The organism is Pseudomonas putida (genome assembly GCA_041071465.1).
Lineage (GTDB): Bacteria > Pseudomonadota > Gammaproteobacteria > Pseudomonadales > Pseudomonadaceae > Aquipseudomonas > Aquipseudomonas putida_P.
In genome coordinates, this window is sequence record CP163498.1 from 920,278 (window position 1) to 940,254 (window position 19,977).

At 61.3% G+C, this 19,977-nt stretch carries 17 protein-coding genes and 1 pseudogene; 7 read left to right on the forward strand and 11 right to left on the reverse strand.

Annotated features, from left to right (window positions below):
• The first annotated feature begins 12 nt into the window (after positions 1-12).
• The 3 genes from AB5975_04255 (at position 13) to AB5975_04265 (ending at position 5,553) form a co-directional block, all read left to right on the forward strand.
• Positions 13-2,424 (forward strand): glucose/quinate/shikimate family membrane-bound PQQ-dependent dehydrogenase, encoded by a 2,412-nt coding sequence (locus AB5975_04255; GenBank protein ID XDR21129.1) that lies wholly within the window; start codon positions 13-15, stop codon positions 2,422-2,424.
• 210 nt (positions 2,425-2,634) lie between these two features.
• Positions 2,635-5,052: an endopeptidase La gene (lon, locus tag AB5975_04260; protein ID XDR21130.1), complete on the forward strand. Its 2,418-nt coding sequence runs from the start codon at positions 2,635-2,637 to the stop codon at positions 5,050-5,052.
• Positions 5,053-5,160: 108 nt separating this feature from the next.
• The gene (locus AB5975_04265) at positions 5,161-5,553 is read left to right on the forward strand and encodes a protease inhibitor I42 family protein (GenBank protein XDR21131.1); all 393 of its coding nucleotides are present in this window, start codon (positions 5,161-5,163) and stop codon (positions 5,551-5,553) included.
• A gap of 6 nt (positions 5,554-5,559) precedes the next feature.
• Here AB5975_04265 and AB5975_04270 read toward each other — a convergent pair whose 3' ends face one another.
• From AB5975_04270 to AB5975_04280, 3 genes are read right to left on the reverse strand one after another with little or no spacing between them, the layout of a single operon-like run.
• Complete coding sequence (locus AB5975_04270; protein XDR21132.1) at positions 5,560-6,495, reverse strand: alpha-xenorhabdolysin family binary toxin subunit B; 936 nt, start codon at positions 6,493-6,495, stop codon at positions 5,560-5,562.
• A gap of 1 nt (position 6,496) precedes the next feature.
• Entirely contained in the window at positions 6,497-7,291 is a 795-nt protein-coding gene (locus tag AB5975_04275; GenBank protein ID XDR21133.1) for an alpha-xenorhabdolysin family binary toxin subunit A, read from the reverse strand.
• Complete coding sequence (locus AB5975_04280; GenBank protein ID XDR21134.1) at positions 7,245-7,688, reverse strand: hypothetical protein; 444 nt, start codon at positions 7,686-7,688, stop codon at positions 7,245-7,247. Before AB5975_04280 ends, AB5975_04275 begins: the two co-directional genes overlap by 47 nt.
• Positions 7,689-7,890: 202 nt before the next feature.
• Here AB5975_04280 and cmoA point away from each other — a divergent pair, with 202 nt between their 5' ends.
• Both cmoA and cmoB read left to right on the forward strand, forming a co-directional pair.
• On the forward strand, positions 7,891-8,634 hold the full coding sequence (cmoA, locus tag AB5975_04285; GenBank protein ID XDR21135.1) for a carboxy-S-adenosyl-L-methionine synthase CmoA: 744 nt from the start codon (positions 7,891-7,893) through the stop codon (positions 8,632-8,634).
• A gap of 25 nt (positions 8,635-8,659) precedes the next feature.
• Positions 8,660-9,586: a tRNA 5-methoxyuridine(34)/uridine 5-oxyacetic acid(34) synthase CmoB gene (gene cmoB / locus AB5975_04290; GenBank protein XDR22917.1), complete on the forward strand. Its 927-nt coding sequence runs from the start codon at positions 8,660-8,662 to the stop codon at positions 9,584-9,586.
• Positions 9,587-9,655: 69 nt separating this feature from the next.
• Here the strand turns inward: cmoB and AB5975_04295 are convergent, their stop codons facing one another.
• Entirely contained in the window at positions 9,656-9,859 is a 204-nt protein-coding gene (locus AB5975_04295) for a hypothetical protein (GenBank protein ID XDR21136.1), read from the reverse strand.
• A 239-nt stretch (positions 9,860-10,098) separates the two neighbouring features.
• Here AB5975_04295 and AB5975_04300 point away from each other — a divergent pair, with 239 nt between their 5' ends.
• Positions 10,099-10,773 carry a heavy metal response regulator transcription factor gene (locus AB5975_04300; protein ID XDR21137.1) on the forward strand — a complete coding sequence of 225 codons (675 nt, stop codon included), beginning with the start codon at positions 10,099-10,101 and terminating at the stop codon, positions 10,771-10,773.
• Entirely contained in the window at positions 10,770-12,152 is a 1,383-nt protein-coding gene (locus tag AB5975_04305; protein ID XDR21138.1) for a heavy metal sensor histidine kinase, read from the forward strand. Before AB5975_04300 ends, AB5975_04305 begins: the two co-directional genes overlap by 4 nt.
• A gap of 46 nt (positions 12,153-12,198) precedes the next feature.
• Here the strand turns inward: AB5975_04305 and pdxJ are convergent, their stop codons facing one another.
• The 7 genes and pseudogenes from pdxJ to AB5975_04340 form a co-directional block, all read right to left on the reverse strand.
• Positions 12,199-12,939: a pyridoxine 5'-phosphate synthase gene (pdxJ, locus tag AB5975_04310; protein ID XDR21139.1), complete on the reverse strand. Its 741-nt coding sequence runs from the start codon at positions 12,937-12,939 to the stop codon at positions 12,199-12,201.
• 43 nt (positions 12,940-12,982) lie between these two features.
• Positions 12,983-13,666 (reverse strand): DNA repair protein RecO, encoded by a 684-nt coding sequence (gene recO / locus AB5975_04315; protein XDR21140.1) that lies wholly within the window; start codon positions 13,664-13,666, stop codon positions 12,983-12,985.
• Positions 13,667-13,790: 124 nt separating this feature from the next.
• Entirely contained in the window at positions 13,791-14,693 is a 903-nt protein-coding gene (era, locus tag AB5975_04320; GenBank protein XDR21141.1) for a GTPase Era, read from the reverse strand.
• Positions 14,686-15,374 (reverse strand): annotated as a pseudogene (gene rnc, locus AB5975_04325) (ribonuclease III). The gene era and the pseudogene rnc overlap by 8 nt, the downstream one beginning before the upstream one ends.
• A gap of 163 nt (positions 15,375-15,537) precedes the next feature.
• A complete protein-coding gene (lepB, locus tag AB5975_04330; protein ID XDR21142.1) occupies positions 15,538-16,392 on the reverse strand; it encodes a signal peptidase I in 855 nt (284 codons plus the stop codon).
• Between the two features lie 5 nt (positions 16,393-16,397).
• Positions 16,398-18,197 carry a translation elongation factor 4 gene (gene lepA, locus AB5975_04335; GenBank protein ID XDR21143.1) on the reverse strand — a complete coding sequence of 600 codons (1,800 nt, stop codon included), beginning with the start codon at positions 18,195-18,197 and terminating at the stop codon, positions 16,398-16,400.
• Positions 18,198-18,378: 181 nt separating this feature from the next.
• Positions 18,379-19,812 carry a DegQ family serine endoprotease gene (locus tag AB5975_04340; GenBank protein ID XDR21144.1) on the reverse strand — a complete coding sequence of 478 codons (1,434 nt, stop codon included), beginning with the start codon at positions 19,810-19,812 and terminating at the stop codon, positions 18,379-18,381.
• Positions 19,813-19,977: the final 165 nt, after the last annotated feature.

The window sequence follows — 19,977 nt, forward strand, 5'->3', positions numbered from 1 at the left end:
GGAGAACCTACGATGAGCACTGAAGGTGCCAACCAAGGAAGCCGCTGGCTACCGCGCCTGATTGGCGCGCTGCTGTTGCTGATGGGCCTGGCCCTGCTGGCTGGCGGTATCAAGCTGAGCCAGCTGGGCGGATCGCTGTACTACCTGATCGCCGGTATCGGCTTTGCCCTTTCGGGCATCCTGCTGCTGGCCCAGCGCCGCATCGCCCTGGGCCTGTATGGCCTGGTGCTGTTGGGCAGCACCGTGTGGGCCCTGCTCGAGGTAGGCCTGGACTGGTGGCAACTGGTACCGCGCCTGGCTATCTGGTTCGCCATCGGCGTGGTGCTGCTGCTGCCGTGGGCACGTCGCCCGCTGATCGGCCCAGCCAGCAAAGCCAATACAGCACTGCTCAGCGTGGCAGTGGTCGCTTCGGGCGCTTGCGCGCTGGGCAGCCAGTTCACCCACCCCGGTGAAGTGTTCGGCGAACTGGGCCGCGAAAGCAGCGAAATGGCCAGCGCCGCCCCGGCGATGCCCGACGGCGAATGGCAGGCCTATGGCCGCACCGAACATGGCGACCGCTACTCGCCACTGCGCCAGATCACCCCGCAGAACGCCTACCGCCTGGAAGAAGCCTGGCGTATTCGCACCGGCGACCTGCCGACCGAAAACGACCCGGTGGAGCTGACCAACCAGAACACCCCGCTGAAGGTCAACGGCATGCTCTACGCCTGCACCGCGCACAGCCGCCTGCTGGCCCTGGACCCGGACACCGGCGCGGAAATCTGGCGCTACGACCCACAGGTCAAGAGCCCGACCGGCACGTTCAAGGGCTTTGCCCACATGACCTGCCGTGGTGTTTCGTACTATGACGAAAACCGCTACGTCAGTCGCGACGGCAGCCCAGCGCCGAAAATTACCGAGGCCGGCCAAGCCGTGGCCCAGGCCTGCCCGCGCCGCCTGTACCTGCCTACCGCAGATGCCCGCCTGATCGCCATCAACGCCGACAACGGCAAGGTCTGCGAAGGCTTCGCCAACCAGGGTGTGATCGATCTCACCACCGGCATCGGGCCGTTCACTGCCGGCGGCTATTACTCCACCTCGCCTGCCGCGGTCACCCGTGACCTGGTAATCATCGGAGGCCACGTCACCGACAACGAGTCGACCAACGAGCCGTCCGGGGTGATCCGCGCCTACGACGTGCACGATGGCCACCTGGTGTGGAACTGGGACAGCAACAACCCGGACGACACCAAGCCATTGGCTGCCGGCAAAATGTACAGCCGCAACTCGGCCAACATGTGGTCAATCGCCAGCGTCGACGAAGACCTTGGCATGATCTACCTGCCGCTGGGCAACCAGACCCCGGACCAGTGGGGCGCCAACCGCACTCCAGGTGCCGAGAAGTACAGCGCCGGCGTAGTCGCCCTTGACCTGGCCACCGGCAAGGCGCGCTGGAACTACCAGTTCACCCATCACGACCTGTGGGACATGGACGTCGGCAGCCAGCCGACCCTGGTGCACCTGAAGACCGACGATGGCGTGAAACCGGCGATCATCGTACCGACCAAGCAAGGCAGCCTGTACGTGCTCGACCGCCGCGACGGTACGCCGATTGTGCCGATCCGCGAAATCCCTACCCCACAGGGTGCGGTGAAAGGCGACCACACCTCGCCGACTCAAGCCCGCTCCGACCTCAACCTGCTCGGCCCAGAGCTGACCGAACAGGCCATGTGGGGCGCTACGCCGTTCGACCAGATGCTGTGCCGCATCCAGTTCCGCGAACTGCGCTACGAAGGCCAGTACACCCCGCCATCCGAACAGGGTTCGCTGATTTATCCGGGCAACGTGGGTGTATTCAACTGGGGCAGCGTGTCGGTCGACCCGGTGCGCCAGTTGCTGTTCACCTCGCCCAACTACATGGCATTCGTGTCGAAGATGGTCCCCCGCGAGCAGGTAGCCGAAGGCAGCAAGCGCGAAAGCGAGACCAGCGGCGTGCAGCCCAATACCGGCGCGCCGTACGCGGTGACCATGCACCCGTTCATGTCGCCGCTGGGCGTACCGTGCCAAGCCCCGGCCTGGGGCTATGTCGCCGCCATCGACCTGTTCACCAACAAGGTGGTGTGGAAGCACAAGAACGGCACCACCCGCGACAGCACCCCGGTACCGATCGGCCTGCCGGTTGGCGTGCCGAGCATGGGCGGTTCGATCGTCACTGCTGGTGGCGTCGGCTTCCTCAGCGGCACCCTCGACCAGTACCTGCGTGCCTATGACGTGAACAACGGCAAGGAACTGTGGAGTGCCCGCCTGCCAGCGGGTGGCCAGGCCACTCCGATGAGCTACACCGGCAAGGATGGCAAGCAGTATGTGCTGGTGACCGCCGGCGGCCATGGCTCGCTGGGTACCAAAATGGGCGATTACATCATCGCTTACAAACTCGCTGAGTAAACCTTTGTTGCGGCAGTGAACGCACTGCCGCATTCGCGGGCAAGCCCGCTCCTACAGATACCGTGCTCTACCTGTGGGGGCGGGCTTGCCCGCGAAGAGGCCGGCACAGGCCAGCCAAGATGAAACCCCTCCCCCGCTGCCTTCGTCTACCATTGAAACCCATCCCCCCCCGCCCCATCTAAGCACCATAGTCATTTACGCAGGTGCCCCATGAGCGACCAGCAGGATTTCCCGGAACACCCCGACGAACACAGCGAAGTCGAACACACCACCCAGGCCGATACCAGCCACGCCCTCGCCCTGCCCGGCCAGCAACTGCCGGACAAGGTCTATGTGATCCCGATCCACAACCGCCCGTTCTTCCCGGCCCAGGTACTGCCGGTCATCGTCAACGAAGAACCCTGGGCCGAAACCCTCGACCTGGTCGCCAAGTCACCGGACCACTGCCTGGCGCTGTTCTTCATGGACACCCCGCCAGAAGACCACCGTCACTTCGACACCTCGGCGCTGCCGCAGTACGGCACGCTGGTCAAGGTGCACCATGCCAGCCGCGAAAACGGCAAGCTGCAGTTCGTCGCCCAGGGCCTGACGCGGGTACGCATCCGCACCTGGCTCAAGCACCATCGCCCGCCCTACCTGGTCGAAGTCGAATACCCACGCCAGCCCACCGAGCCGACCGACGAGGTCAAGGCCTACGGTATGGCACTGATCAATGCGATCAAAGAATTGCTACCGCTCAATCCGCTCTACAGCGAAGAGCTCAAGAACTACCTCAACCGCTTCAGCCCCAATGACCCCTCACCCCTCACCGACTTCGCCGCGGCACTGACCTCTGCCACTGGCAGCCAGCTGCAAGAAGTGCTCGACTGCGTGCCCATGCTCAAACGCATGGAAAAGGTCCTGCCGATGTTGCGCAAGGAAGTGGAAGTCGCACGCCTGCAGAACGAGATCTCGGCCGAGGTCAATCGGCAGATCGGCGAGCACCAGCGCGAATTCTTCCTCAAGGAACAGCTCAAAGTCATCCAGCAGGAACTGGGCCTGACCAAGGACGACCGCAGCGCCGACCTCGAACAGTTCGAGCAACGCCTGGAGGGCAAGACACTGCCGGCCCAGGCGCGCAAGCGCATCGACGAAGAGATGGGCAAACTGGCCATCCTCGAAACCGGCTCGCCCGAATACGCCGTCACCCGCAACTACCTCGAGTGGGCCACCGCCCTGCCGTGGGGCGTGTACGGCAAGGACAAGCTCGACCTCAAGCATGCGCGTAAAGTGCTCGACCAGTACCACGCCGGCCTGGACGACATCAAGGAGCGCATCCTCGAGTTCCTCGCCGTGGGCGCCTGGAAAGGCGAAATCAGCGGCTCGATCGTGCTGCTGGTGGGCCCGCCCGGTGTGGGCAAGACCAGTATCGGCAAATCCATCGCCGAGTCGCTCGGGCGGCCGTTCTACCGTTTCAGCGTTGGCGGCATGCGTGACGAAGCCGAAATCAAGGGCCATCGCCGCACCTACATCGGCGCCCAGCCCGGCAAGCTGGTGCAGGCCCTGAAAGACGTCGAAGTGATGAACCCGGTGATCATGCTCGACGAGATCGACAAGATGGGCCAGAGCTACCAGGGCGACCCGGCTTCGGCATTGTTGGAAACCCTCGACCCGGAGCAGAACGTCGACTTCCTCGACCACTATCTCGACCTGCGCCTGGACCTGTCCAAGGTGCTGTTCGTGTGCACCGCCAACACCCTCGACTCGATCCCCGGGCCGTTGCTCGACCGCATGGAAGTGATCCGCCTGTCCGGCTACATCACCGAAGAAAAGCTGGCCATCGCCAAACGCCACCTGTGGCCCAAACAGCTGGAAAAGGCTGGCGTTTCCAAGACCAGCCTCAGCATCAATGACAGCGCCCTGCGCCTGGTGATCGACGGCTATGCCCGCGAGGCCGGCGTTCGCCAGTTGGAGAAGCAATTGGGCAAGCTGGTGCGCAAGGCCGTGGTCAAGCTGCTGGAAGCCCCCGAAACCAAGCTGAAGATTGGCACCAAGGACCTGGAGGCAGCACTGGGTAAACCGGTGTTCCGCAGCGAACAGGTACTGGCTGGCAAAGGCGTGATCACCGGCCTGGCCTGGACCAGCATGGGCGGCGCCACACTGCCGATCGAAGCGACCCGCATCCACACCCTCAACCGGGGCTTCAAGCTGACCGGCAAGCTGGGGGACGTGATGAAGGAATCTGCCGAAATTGCCTACAGCTACGTCAGTTCCAACCTCAAGCAGTTTGGGGGTGACCCAAGCTTCTTCAACGAAGCGTTCATCCATTTGCACGTCCCCGAAGGTGCTACGCCCAAGGACGGCCCGAGTGCAGGCATCACCATGGCCAGTGCTTTGCTTTCACTAGCCCGCGACCAGTCTCCGAAAAAAGGTGTGGCCATGACCGGCGAGCTGACACTTACCGGCCAGGTGCTGCCAATTGGCGGTGTGCGCGAGAAGGTGATTGCGGCGCGGCGGCAGAAGATTTTCGAACTGATTCTTCCGGAGCCTAACCGCGGCGACTTCGAAGAACTGCCGGACTACCTGCGTGAAGGCCTGACAGTGCATTTCGCCAAGCGTTTCGCCGACGTGGCCAAAGTCCTGTTCTGACCTGCGCCGGCCTCATCGCGACCAAGCCCGCGATGAGGCCGGCACTGACAACACAAAACCTATCGGTCATCGGTTATCCTCAGGGCATCGTCAGTCCCCGGAGCCAACATGACCGCCCCTCGTCTGCTCGTTCCCCTGAGCTTCGCCCTGCTTTCTGCCTGCACACATCAACCTTCGCAGCCCGTCGATCTGGACGCGGAAAGCGAGTGCCCCAAGCGCCTGCAAGTCGGCCAGATCCTGACCCTGACCCTGCCCAGCAACCCCTCCACCGGCTACCGCTGGCGTGTTCAGGATGCAGCCTCAAGCGTGCTGCACAGCGTCGGCTCAGAGGTGTACAGTGCCCCGGAAGAAGAGGGTGTGGTCGGCAGCGCCGGTGTCTCCACCTGGCGCTTCCAAGCCAGCAACAGCGGGGATGCCCAACTGGTTCTGACCTACCAGCAGCCTTGGGCTGCTGATGTCGCACCCGTGCAGACCTTCGACTGCAAGATTATCGTCCGCTAAGGGCGATCAACTGCGGTCATACATCAGTTGCACCGCTTTCAGGTATTCGCAGAGCTCTTTCAGCGCGACCGTGGCGGTGTCCAAGTCCATCGTCGCGCTGAGTTTTACGGCCCGAGCCTGCCACTCCAGCTCCACCTTGCGAAGCTCGTGCAGCCAGTCATTCTTCAGTGGTTCGACACCTGACAAAGCCTTGACCGCTTCCAACTCATCCCGCGCCGTTTGCAGGGGGCGCTGCACCTGCCGTTGGTCACCCAGTGCTTCCTCGATTTTTTTATCAAGGCGAGCACGGGCCTCGCCCAGATCGCTGAATGTCCTGGCCCCTTCCAGCGCATCAGCGTGGCTGGCAAGCTTTTGCGCCACCGCCTTGAACAAATTGGCGTCGAACTTAGGGTCTGTGATCAACCCCATTATCTGGTCAATTTCTTCATCACTTGGGATGAGCCCCTTCAGTGCACTGGCAACCGAAGGTTTTTCGAACAACTCGACAGCCTGGACGATATCCGCCCGTTGTTGTCGCAGTTGTACCAACCGTTGTTCGAACAAAGCAGACTGGGCTTCAAGGGTGGCCGTTTTTTCTGCCAACGCCTCCAAAGAGTCGACCATCGCCGATAATGAAAAAAGTTCCAACCGCAGATTTTTCCCGACCAGCCGCGCCTGATACTGGCTCAGGCGGTCCAGAACACTGGCCAGCCGTTGGTGATTATCGGTTCCTCCCTTACCCGGAATGAAATCACGGTCCTCCAGTAACGTGATACCCCCTATCAAACTCTCCTTGAATGCACGCTCTACAGCCAGCAACAGCACACGCAATTCATCCAATTGCTCGCGTGCCCCTGGAAGCACGTTCATCTCCCACCTTTCCAGGCGCTGAAATATTTGGCCCTGTGCTTTATGCATTCGCACAAAATCAGGCATGACGTTTTCAATATTGGCAACATCCATGTCAAGCTTCCTCATATTCGTCAACCAGCTCATTGAACAGTTGGGACAGCGTGTGGCAGATATTTCCTATCTTGGCCCACGGTTTTATGACTTCGGAAAAATCATGCACGAAGGACTCGAGCTGGGTGATCGTACCCAGTTCCTTGGCTTCACTGACCGAGGTACTGGCATACGAGGCAAGGAACAACCAGACATCGGCCAAGCGCTTGGTCGCCGCCGAAAGATCTTTGCATCTGAACTGCAAGTCCCTGACCAGCGTCGAAACGCGCTCGAAGTCTTTCAAGGCAGGCGCCACCATGGCCAACGCACGCGCCAGCTCATCGCGCTGTTCAATCAACGCATTCTTCGTGGCCCTGATGCGTTCCGCCTGGCTGCCGAAAACGCCCCCGGTGATAACCAGACCAATCGGCCCTAACACCATACCGGTGAACGCATAACCCACATTGGCATCGTACTCGGACTTCAATTGATCGATCTGCTCATCCCATTGATCGAGCTGCCTGCGTTTCTCCAGGGTTCCCTCATGGGACACCTTCTCATCGAAGTGCTTCAGCAAGCGCCCCATGCGCGGTTTGAGCTCACGTTTTATTTCATTGTTGAACCAGTTGGCACGCGCATCGACATCATCGATTCGCCGCTGAGTGCTTTCGATTTCTCTGACCAGTTCAGTGATGCCAGGTGTGAGCAGGTTTGTGATCTGAGCTTGCTCTTCTTCACTGAACTCCTGCGTGTAGACATTACCCCCTTGCTCAGCCTTGCGCTTTTTTGAGTGCTGCGAAAACCTCGCTATTTTCAAGGTTATCCAGCAAGTTACCGCCGCGCTGCACCAGGCTTTCAGCAAACAATTCAATTTCAGGACCTAACTGCTTGATACTGCGCTCCAGTATGTCCCATTCATAGACATGCCGGTGCAACGCAACATAAAGGTCATTGACCATCGTCACATCAACCCCTAGAGCACCGTAGTCGACCTCCCGTTCAATCTCTGCCTGCGTACGGGGTAGCTGATTGACGACATTGACGTATTTCTTGATAGCTTTAAGGTTCTCGGCCGTCAGTAAACTTCCGATTTGCTGACTGTTGCCCATCCGATTTCCAAGAAATGAAAAGTAGCGCTCCGGCAGCATTTTCACCTTGGCCATGGGGTCAAGTTCATCTACGGGCAGCGCTTCCCACCCAGTCGTCACATTCATAGTTCAATCCATAAGGCCAATAAATTAATTGCACTCAAAGCTTCCACTTGAACCGTACTCAATTCATTAAGCGCTGTAACTTAACGCTGTGGGAAAGTTCTTTAACCTCGGCATGAACCTTCCGTCCCTGAGCATTACCATGGCAAGATGCGTGGCCATTGGGATAAAATGCGCCCCCGTTTCACCCTGTATCGAGCCCGCCGTGAGCAAACAACCCGACCGCCTTTTCGCCCAACCCCTGGAGCAGGTGCCCGACTTCGTGTTCAACGAAGACGTGGTGCGCGTGTTCCCGGACATGATCAAGCGCTCGGTGCCCGGTTACCCCACCATCGTCGAGAACCTCGGCGTGCTGGCCGCACGATTCGCCCAGCCAAACACCGCGTTGTACGACTTGGGTGCCTCACTGGGTGCCGTCACCCAGTCGCTGCGTCGCCATGTACGCAGCGATGGCTGCAGGGTGATCGCGGTGGACAACTCCGCCGCCATGGTCGAGCGCTGCCGCCAGTACCTCACCGCCCAGGACTCGATGTTCCAGGAGTTGCTGCCGGTGCAAGTACTGGAAGCCGATATCCTTGCCCTGCCCTTCGAGCCCGCCTCGGTGGTGGCGATGAACTTCACCCTGCAGTTCATCGCCCCCGACCAACGCCTGGAACTGCTCGGGCGTATCCGCCAGGCGCTGCTGCCGGGTGGCGCACTGATCCTTTCGGAGAAACTGCGCTTCGCTGATGAGCAAGAGCAGGACCTGCTCAATGAACTGCACCTGGACTTCAAGCGGGCCAATGGCTACAGCGAACTGGAAATTGCCCAGAAGCGCAGCGCCATTGAAAACGTGATGAGGCCCGATACGCTCGAAGCCCATCAGGAGCGCCTGCGCGCTGCCGGCTTCTCGGAAGTGGTGCCCTGGTTCCAATGCCTTAACTTCGCCTCGTTGATAGCCCTGCCATGATCGATCTGTCCCTCTCGTCCGCCGTCTGGCGGGTACGCCCCTGGCTTCCTGGTCGCAAGGCCTGCAAGCGCAACTGGAAGCCAAGCTGGAAAAGGGCCACGGTGACCTCGACCGCTGGCGCGGTGCACTCCAAGCCCTGCCCACCCTGCAACCCAGCGAAATAGACCTGGTCAACGGGCTACGCCTGGACTGCGACTGCGACGACGCCACCCGCGCGCAGATGCGCCAGGCACTGATGGGCCTGTCGCCTTGGCGCAAAGGGCCGTTCGACCTGTTTGGCGTGCATGTGGACACCGAGTGGCATTCGGACTGGAAATGGTCGCGGGTAAGCCCGCACCTGAACCTCAAGGGCAAGCGCGTGCTCGACGTTGGCTGTGGCAATGGCTACTACCAGTGGCGCATGCTCGGTGCCGGTGCCGACATGGTGATTGGCGTCGACCCCAACTGGCTGTTCTTCTGCCAGTTCCAGGCCGTGCAACAGTACCTGCCGGAGCTGCCAGCCTGGCACCTGCCGTTCGCCCTGGAGGACCTGCCCGCCAACCTGGAAGGTTTCGACACGGTATTTTCCATGGGTGTGTTCTACCACCGCCGCTCGCCCATCGAGCACCTGCTGGCGCTCAAGGACTGCCTGGTCAAAGGTGGCGAGCTGGTGCTGGAAACCCTGGTGATCGAAGGCGACGAAAACCAGGTGCTGGTGCCAGAGGACCGTTACGCACAGATGCGCAACGTCTGGTACCTGCCATCGGTACCGGCCCTGGCCCGCTGGTTGCGCCGTGCCGGCTTCAGCGATGTGCGCTGCGTCGACGTGAGCGTGACCAGCGTCGAGGAGCAACGCAGCACCGAATGGATGCGCTACCAGTCGCTGGGTGACTTCCTCGACCCTGACGACCACAGCAAGACCATCGAAGGCCTGCCAGCCCCCCGCCGCGCCACCTTGCTGGCGCGCAAATAAAAAAGGCGCCCATCTGGGCGCCTGAATACACCTGCGGCGAGGAGCTGTCGCGGCGCAGGTGTTGTTACCTCAGTCCTTGGCCACCTCGCGGGCCTTCTCTTGCGCCTTGCGCTCGCGCTCCGCAACAGCCTGTTGCTTGTCGCCATGCAGGCGCTGCTGGTCTTCGCGGAAGGCTTGCCAGAACTGCTTCGAGCGCTCCGCACCGCCCTCGGCATAGACACTGGCGCTGCCCAGGGCAAGGGTGGCCAACAGCAGGTATTTGGTCAGGTTCATCGTGGTTGCCTCGTGATAACCGATCAGACACGGCCATCCTAGCGAGGGCTAGCTAACGACAAGGTGAGGCGGGGATTACAGTCCTGCAATGTGGCCCTGGCAGGCAGCCAGATTACGCCAGGATTACAAATCGGTTATCTGCGCCGCAGCGCCATTTGCATGCCGTAACATCCTGCAGCTTGACCCTGATGTCACTACAGGGTCGAGAATCGCCCCCCTTTCATCACACCGAGCAACCCATGCGCCTACTGATCATCGAGGACGAGCTGCGAACCGCCGACTATTTGCAACAAGGCCTGCGCGAGAACGGCTATGTGGTCGACTGCGCCCACACTGGCACCGATGGCCTGCACCTGGCCCGTCAACAGCCCTATGAGCTGGTCATTCTCGACGTCAACCTGCCTGAACTCGATGGCTGGACCGTGCTGCAACGCCTGCGCGCCGAGTCGGCAACGCGCATCATGATGCTTACCGCCCACGGCCGCCTGGCCGACCGGGTCAAAGGCCTGGACCTGGGCGCCGACGACTACCTGCTCAAACCCTTCGAGTTTCCTGAGCTGTTGGCGCGCATCCGCAGCCTGCTGCGCCGCAACGACCAGCAACTGCAGCCCAGCACCCTGCGGGTCGCCGACCTGGAACTGGATCCCGGCCGCCACCGCGCTTACCGCGCCGGACAGCGCATCGACCTGACCGCCAAGGAGTTCGCCCTGCTGCACCTGCTAATGCGCCAGACAGGCGAAGTGCTGTCGCGCACGCAGATCATTTCGCTGGTGTGGGACATGAACTTCGACTGCGACACCAACGTGGTCGAGGTCTCGATCCGGCGCCTGCGGGCCAAGATCGACGACCCGTTCGATAGCAAGCTGATTCACACCCTGCGTGGCGTGGGCTATGTACTTGAGGCGCGCTTTTGAGAAACCCCAGCCTGTCACTGCGCCTGGGCCTGAGCGTGACACTGATGGGCGCCGCCCTGGTAATGCTGCTGGCCTGCCTGGCCGTGTTCGCCTTGGATCACGAACTGGACAGCCGCGCGCGCAAGGATCTGGCGCGCAAAATGTTGCAGGTCGAGCACAACCTGCGCGTCGACCTGCGCAGCGAAGACCTGGGCACCCGCGCCCATCCACTGCTCGACCTGGTGATGGGGCATGACAACCTGAGCCTCAGCGTGCTGGCGCTGGACGGCCGCCACCCGCACCTGCTCAGCCTCGGCCCAGCCCTGGAAGCGCGAGTCGGCGAACTGCACACCGATGCTCGCCTGGCCTTTCACGAATGGCGCGACAGCAGCGGCAACCAGATGCTCACCGTTACCCGGCAGATGCGCTTGCGCGACAACACGCCGGTCAAGGTGATGATGTCGCTCAACCGCGCCGACGACAACGCCCTGCTGCAGGCCTACCTGCACTCCACCTTGCTGGCGTTGCCGCTGCTGTTGGTCCTGATTGGTGCGGGTGCCTGGTGGCTGATGCAACGTGGCTTGAAGCCGTTGCGGCACTTCCGGCGCATTGCCGGGCAGGTGTCCGCCCAAGACTTGCAACACCGCCTGCCCTCTACCGGCTTGCCGCAAGAGCTGGCGGAACTGGCCAGCAGCATTAACGTGATGCTCGACCGCCTGGATCAGGGTGTCAGCCAGCTGTCGCAGTTCTCTGACGATTTGGCCCATGAACTGCGTACGCCGTTGAGCAACCTGATGGGCAAGACGCAGGTGACACTGGCCCGTGAGCGGGACAATGCGAACTATCGGGAAGTGCTGGAAGACAGCATCGAAGAGCTGACCCGGCTCAACCGCATCATCAACGACATGCTGTTTCTCGCCCAGGTCAACCAGCCGCAAGCACAAGTCGCGTTAAAACCCTTGGCGCTGGCTGACGAGACAGCGCGGGTTGTCGAGCTGTTTACTTTCAGTGCCGAGCTGAAGGCAGTTGAGCTACGCGTTCAGGGCTGGGGGACTGCACAGGGTGACCGGCTGATGTTCCAGCGAGCACTGTCAAACCTGTTGAGCAATGCCATTCGGCACAGCCCGGAAGGTGAGCCCGTCGAACTGCGTATCGAGCGTGCGGGCAACGAAGTACGGCTAGCGGTGGAGAACCGAGGGCCTGGTATTGCTGCAGAGCACCAGTCACGCTTGTTCGAGCGGTTCTACCGGGTGGGCGCGGGGCGTTCGCGGCTGGAGGGCGGGACCGGTTTAGGGTTGGCAATCGTCAAATCGATCATGCAGTTGCATGGCGGTCGGGTCGAAGTGCGCAGCAGCCCCTTGGGGCCTACCCGCTTTACCCTGGTGTTTCCTGGCGAATGATCAGCTGCCTGTACCTGCGACAAAGCCGGTACAGGCAACCAACAAATCAGCGCGAAGCCGCTACGATCAGGGCTTTCATCTCCGCCACAGCAGCTTTGAAGCCAACGAACAAGGCATGTGCCACCAGCGCATGGCCGATGTTCAGTTCATTGATGCCTTTGATTGCCGCCACTGCCTCGACGTTGTGGTAATGCAGCCCATGGCCAGCATTGACGATCAGCCCCTGCCCCACACCAAACGCCACACCATCGACGATACGCTTGAGCTCTTCAGCCACTTCGGTTGGGGTTTGGGCATCGGCATAACGCCCGGTGTGCAGCTCGATCGCCGGCGCGCCAACCCGACGCGAGGCCTCGATCTGCCGCTCATCGGCATCGATGAACAGCGACACCTCGGCACCGGTACGCGCCAGGCGCTCCACGGCAGCCTTGATCCGAGCTTCCTGCCCTGCCACGTCCAGGCCACCTTCGGTGGTCAGCTCCTGACGGGTTTCGGGTACCAGGCAGATGTGTGCCGGGCGAATCTTCTCGGCAAACGCCATCATCTCTTCGGTAACGCCCATCTCGAAGTTCATGCGCGTCTGCAGCACATCCTTGAGCACCACCACATCCCGCTCCTGGATGTGCCGGCGGTCTTCGCGCAGGTGCACAGTGATGCCATCGGCGCCCGCTTCCTCGGCGTCCAGGGCAGCCTTGACCGGGTCAGGGTAACGCGTGCCACGGGCCTGGCGCAGGGTCGCCACGTGGTCGATGTTTACGCCAAGAAGCATGCGGTTGCTGTGAGTCACGAAAGGCTCTCCTGAAGATTGAGCCCCACAGCATACGTCGTGATCAGCGCTTGCGAAACAGTTCCCGGCTGACCAGCGGTTTTGCCCCCAGGTGAACCGCCAGTGCCTGGCGCATCAGGCGCTTGGCAGCCAGCAAGGCACCTGGGGCCTCCCAGTTGGCTTCGGCCAAAGCCAGCAGTTCAGTACCACGGAACAAGCCGGGTTGTGCCAACTCGACCCGCTCCAAGCCGGCATCCACGCGCAAACGGTACAGGCCGTCGGCAGCGACAGGTTGGTCATTAACGTCCTGTTGCAAGGAAAACGCATAACCGAGCTCGTCCAGCAGCCGCCATTCGAAAGAACGCAGCAGCGGCTCCAGCGGGCGCCCGGCGCCCAAGGCCTGCAAGGTCAAGGTGTAGTGCTCGAAAAGGGTCGGGAACGGCGCCTCGGCGGGCAGCAGGCGCATCAGCAATTCGTTGAGGTACAACCCGCTGAACAGGGCATCGCCGTGCAGCCAGGCGGCGGTACCAGCGCTGTCCATACGCCCGACATTCTTCAGCTCACCACGTCCACGCAGCTCCACCTCCAGCGGCACGAACGGCCGCACCAGGCTGCCCCCTTTGCTGCGCGCGCGGCGCAACACGGCGCGCACGCGGCCCTGGGGGGTGAAGAAGTCCACCAGCGCGCTGGTTTCCTTGTAGGCTCGGCTGTGCAGCACATAGGCTGGCTGGGGGGTGGGTTGGTCCATGCACTATCTCTGGGGGGCCAGATGTAATTGTGGGAGCGGGCTTGCCCGCGAAAGCGCCAGTGAGTCCACTATCGCATTCGCGGGCAGGCCCGCTCCCACAGGACGACCCGTGCGCTGAGGTAACTTACAGGTCGCCGTAGCCCAGAGAACGCAGGGCGCGCTCGTCGTCGGACCAGCCGCCTTTCACCTTGACCCACAGGTTGAGCATGACCTTGGAGTCGAACAGCACCTCCATGTCCTTGCGCGCCTCAGAGCCGATACGCTTGATACGCTCGCCCTTGTCGCCAATGATGATTTTCTTCTGGCCGTCGCGTTCAACCAGGATCAGCGCGTGAATGTGCAGCACATGGCCCTGCTGCTTGAACTCCTCGATCTCCACGGTGATCTGGTAAGGCAGCTCCGCACCCAACTGGCGCATGATTTTCTCGCGCACCAGCTCGGCAGCCAGGAAGCGGCTGCTGCGGTCGGTGATCTGGTCTTCCGGGAAGAAGTGATCGTTCTCGGGGAGGTGCTTGGCGATCTGTGCTTCCAGCGCGTCGAGGTTGTGCCCCTGCTGCGCGGAAATCGGCATGACTTCGGCGTTCGGCAGTTGCTCCTGCAGCCACTGCAGGTGCGGGATCAACTCGGCCTTCTCTTCCATGCGGTCGGTCTTGTTGACCGCAATGATCAACGGGCCGGTCACGTACTGCACACGCTCCAGCACCAGTTGATCCTCGTCGGTCCACTTGGTGCGGTCGACCACGAAGATCACCACGTCGACGTCCTTCAGGGCCGCCGAGGCGTTGCGGTTCATGTAGCGGTTCAAGGCCTTGTCGTTGGCCTTGTGCATACCAGGGGTATCAACGTAGATCGCCTGTACATCACCCTCGGTCTTGATGCCGAGCATGTTGTGGCGGGTGGTCTGCGGCTTGCGCGAAGTGATCGCGAGCTTCTGGCCCAGGATGTGGTTGAGCAGGGTCGACTTGCCCACGTTGGGGCGGCCGACAATGGCCACGTAGCCGCAGCGAGTCGGGTTGTTATCAGTCATTGCCATTCTCCACGCCCAGGGCGATCAGTGCAGACGCGGCGGCGACTTGCTCGGCGATACGCCGGCTAACGCCCTGACCACGGCTCTTGTTGTTCAGCAGTACCACTTCGCATTCGACGAAGAAGGTGCGGCAGTGCGGTTCACCCTGGATATCCACTACTTCGTAACGCGGCAGCTCACAGCTGCGCGACTGCAGGAACTCTTGCAGGCGGGTTTTCGGGTCCTTGTTGGTGTCGACCAGGGTCAGGCCCTCGAACTCGTCGGCCAGCCAGGCCAGGACGCGTTCCCGGGCAGTGTCCATGTCAGCGTCCAGGTAGATGGCACCAATCAGTGCCTCCAGGGCGTCGGCCAGGATCGACTCGCGACGGAAACCGCCACTTTTGAGCTCACCCGAACCCAGGCGCAGGTATTCGCCCAGGTCGAAACCACGGGCCAGGCGGGCCAGGGTCTCGCCCTTGACCAAGCGCGCGCGCAGGCGCGAAAGCTGGCCTTCGCGGGCCTGCGGAAGCGCTCGAACAGCGCTTCGCCGGCGACGAAGTTGAGAATGGCATCGCCGAGAAACTCCAGGCGCTCATTGTTGCGCCCGGCGTAACTGCGATGGGTCAGCGCCAGGAGCATCTGGTCCTGGTTCTTGAAGGTGTAACCGAGCTTTCGCTCCAGACGGGCAAGGGAAGCACTCATGCGGCCACCCGTTGGTTGTTCAACGCGTTGTTCAAATCAACATCCTGAAAGACTGTTTGGCTGTGGTGCGCCGCGCGATGTGCGGCGAATCTCCCGATCCCTGAGAACACAGCCTATGTCAGAAATGCATTCGGCGCTGTCTGCTGGACAGCGCCGATGGGTATCAATGGATCAGACCGACCCGCGACAGGTTGGGCAGATGGCTGAGTTTGGGCTCTGGCCAGCTCATCCACACCGCGAAGGCCTTGCCGACAATGTTCCTGTCCGGAACCATGCCGTGCAGTTCCTTGGGAATGTTCGGGTCATCCCAGAAACGGCTGTCGTTGGAGTTGTCGCGGTTGTCGCCCATCATGAAGTAATGGCCTGCCGGCACGGTCCACTGCTGGTCCGGTGGCATGCGATAACGGCTCATCTCCTTGCGGATCAGGTGTTCGGCCTCGCCGAGCTTTTCCTTGTACAGCTGCGCGCTGCCCAAGGTGCCCGGTTCGCTGCCCACCAGTTGTTCGGCAATCGGCTGGCCGTTGACGAACAACCGCTTGTCGTTGGTGTAGCGGACCACGTCGCCCGGCAGGCCTACTACACGCTTGATGTAGTTGACGTTCGGGTCGCTCGGGTAACGGAACACCATCACATCACCGCGTTGCGGATCACCGACCTCGATGACCTTCTTGTCGATCACCGGCAGACGAATGCCGTACGAGAACTTGTTCACCAGGATGAAGTCGCCCACTTCCAGCGTTGGTTTCATCGAACCCGACGGGATCTGGAACGGCTCGACCAGGAACGAACGCAGCACCAGCACGATGAACAGCACCGGGAAGAACGACTTGCCGTACTCGACCAGCAACGGCTCCTTGTTCAGGCGTTCGACCACCGCCATCTCGGGCTGGCTGACGCTGCCCTGATAGTTGGCGATTGCCGCACGCCGGCGCGGGGCCAGGAACAGCAGGTCGATCAAGCCCAGCAGACCGCAGACGAAGACGGCGATGACTAGCAACAGCGGGAAATTTAGCGACATAGGACCTAGCTATCCAACCTGAGCACGGCGAGGAAGGCTTCTTGTGGAATCTCCACGTTGCCCACCTGTTTCATGCGTTTCTTACCGGCCTTCTGCTTCTCCAGCAGTTTCTTCTTACGGCTGACGTCACCGCCGTAGCACTTGGCCAGTACGTTCTTTCTGAGCGCCTTGACGGTTGTCCGCGCAATGATCTGGCCGCCAATGGCTGCCTGGATCGCCACGTCGAACATCTGCCGAGGGATCAGTTCCTTCATCTTCTCGGTCAACGCTCGGCCTTTGTAGGCCGCGTTGTCACGGTGCACGATCAATGCCAAGGCATCGACCTTGTCGCCGTTGATCAGTACGTCCAGCTTGACCAGGTTGGCCGACTGGTAGCGATCGAAATGATAGTCCAGCGAAGCATAGCCGCGGCTGGTGGACTTGAGACGGTCGAAGAAGTCGAGCACCACTTCGTTCATCGGCATGTCGTAACGCACCTGCACCTGGCTGCCGAGGAACTGCATGTCGCGCTGAACGCCACGCTTCTCGATGCACAGGGTGATGACGTTGCCCAGGTGCTCCTGCGGCACCAGGATGGTCGCGGTGACGATCGGCTCGCGGAAGTCGGTGACGGACGAGACATCCGGCAGCTTCGACGGGTTGTCGACGACGATGGTTTCGCCGGTCTTGAGCTCGAGCTCGTAGATCACGCTCGGCGCCGTGGTGATCAGGTCCAGGTCGTATTCGCGCTCCAGGCGCTCCTGGATGATCTCCATGTGCAGCATGCCCAGGAAGCCGCAACGGAAGCCGAAGCCCAGTGCGTCGGAGCTTTCCGGCATGTACTGCAAGGACGAGTCGTTCAGGGTCAGCTTCTGCAGTGCATCGCGGAAGTCCTCGAAGTCGTCGGAGCTGACCGGGAACAGGCCGGCATAAACCTGTGGCTGGATTTTCTTGAAACCAGCCAGCACTTCGACCTCAGGGGTCGACGACAGGGTCAGGGTGTCACCCACCGGCGCACCATGAATGTCCTTGATGCTGGCGATGATGAAGCCCACTTCACCGGCTTTCAGATCTGCGGTCTGGGTGTGTTTCGGGGTGAATACACCGACGCTGTCGACCAGGTGCACCTTGCCGGTGGACTTGACCAGAATCTTGTCGCCTTTCTTTACACGGCCATGGCGCACGCGCACCAGCGAGACCACGCCCAGGTAGTTGTCGAACCAGGAGTCGATGATCAGCGCTTGCAGCGGTGCATCGATTTCGCCTTCCGGCGCTGGGATGGTGTGCACCAGGCGCTCGAGCACCTCGTCCACGCCCATGCCGCTCTTGGCGCTGCAGGCCACGGCGTCGGTAGCGTCGATACCGATGATCTTCTCGATCTCGTCCTTGACGCGGTCCGGGTCGGCCTGGGGCAGGTCCATCTTGTTCAGGACCGGCATGACTTCCAGGCCCTGCTCGATGGCGGTGTAGCAGTTGGCCACGGACTGGGCTTCAACGCCCTGGCCAGCATCGACCACCAGCAGTGCACCTTCACAGGCCGCCAGCGAGCGCGAGACTTCGTAGGTGAAGTCGACGTGACCGGGGGTGTCGATGAAGTTCAGCTGGTAGGTTTTGCCGTCCTGCGCCTTGTAGTGAAGCGTGACGCTGTGGGCCTTGATGGTGATACCGCGCTCACGCTCCAGGTCCATGGAATCGAGCACCTGGGCTTCCATTTCGCGTGCCGACAGGCCACCGCACATCTGGATGAAACGGTCGGCCAGCGTCGACTTGCCATGGTCGATGTGGGCGATGATGGAGAAATTGCGGATATGACTCAAATCACTCACAGGTCAACACTCGAAAAGGCTGCGAGCCGGACGCCCGCCGAAAAATAGCCGGGAATTGTACCTTAAGCTGCTGGGATATGGGAGATTCCTCTGTCCGACTGTACACAGCAATCACCCCCGCAATTGTGAAGATTCATGAAAAAGGGCAGCCGAAGCTGCCCTTTTCGCCTTGCGAAACCGCTTATTCAGCAAGCTTGAAGGTGATGAAGCTGGCGCGCCCCTGACGCAGGACGCGCATCGATACCGAACGGTTCTTCGGCAGCTCCTTGGCGATTTCGGTGAATTCCTTGGCCGAACCGATGGCCTGGTTGTTCAGGTGGCTGATGACATCACCCGGGCGCAGGCCAATCATGGCTGCGGGGCCATCCTGCACTTCCTTGATGACCACGCCTCCCTTGAGTTCCAGGGATTTCTTCTGCTCGGCGGTCAGGTCGGCCACCGATACGCCCAGGCGGTTGCTGCTGCGCTCGGCGCTGCCTTCGGCGCCAGTGCCAATGTCGACATCGTCGTCCGGCAGTGCGCCCACGCTGATGTCCAGGTTCTGACGCTTGCCGTTGCGGATGATTTCCAGCTTGGCCTTCTCGCCATCCTTGAGGCCGCCAACCAGGTGCGGCAGGTCGGCCGACATGACGATAGGCTGGCCGTTCATGCTGAGGATCACGTCACCCACCTGCAGGCCGCCCTTGGCAGCCGGGCCGTTTTCCAATACCTGGGCCACCAGGGCACCCGCAGGCTTGTCCAGGCCGAAGGATTCAGCCAGGTCCTTGTTGACCTCCTGAATCACTACACCCAGCCAGCCACGGCTGACCTTGCCGTCTTTTTTCAGCTGGTTGGAGACATCGATCGCCACATCGATCGGGATGGCGAACGACAAGCCCATGAAACCGCCAGAACGGGTGAAGATCTGCGAGTTGATACCCACCACTTCGCCCTTCATGTTGAACAGCGGACCACCGGAGTTACCCGGGTTGATGGCCACGTCGGTCTGGATGAACGGTACGTAGGTGTCATTGGGCAGGGTCCGGCCCTTGGCGCTGACGATACCTTTGGTCACCGAATGGTCGAAGCCGAACGGCGAACCGATGGCCAGTACCCACTCACCCACCTTGAGCTTCTCGGAATCACCCAGCTTCACGATCGGCAGGTTCTTGCCCTCGACCTTCAGCAGGGCCACGTCGGTACGCGGGTCGGTGCCGACCAATTTGGCCTGCAGCTCGCTGCGGTCCGACAGGCGGACGATGATCTCGTCGGCGTCGGCGACCACGTGGTTGTTGGTGAGCACGTAGCCATCACTGGAAATGATGAAGCCCGAGCCCAGCGACTGCGCCTCGCGCTGGCGGTCACCGCGTGGCGAGCGCGGTTGTTGCGGCATGTTGCGTTCGAAGAACTCGCGGAACATCGGCGGCAGGCCTTCCAGGTCCGGCATCTGCCCTGCAGCGATGCGGCGATCCGGCAGCTTCTGCTTGGTACTGATGTTGACCACCGCCGGCGAGGCCTGCTCGACCAGGGTGGTGAAGTCCGGCAGGGCTTCCTCGGCCTGGGCGGTGAGCACCTGGCCGAGCATGAGCACGGCGGCGAACATCGTTAGGTAGGATTTCAAGCGTGGTATTGACATACGGCTCCCGTCACAACGAGCGGTAGTTTAGAAAGACCCCTGCACAAAGCAGGAAAGGCCAGGCTCCAAGAAGCCTGACCTATAGAAAATTTGCCGAAGGATTGCAAATGACAATGCTTTAATTTCATTTCAGCCGTATGTCCACCTGCCTTGGCATGGCCCGCA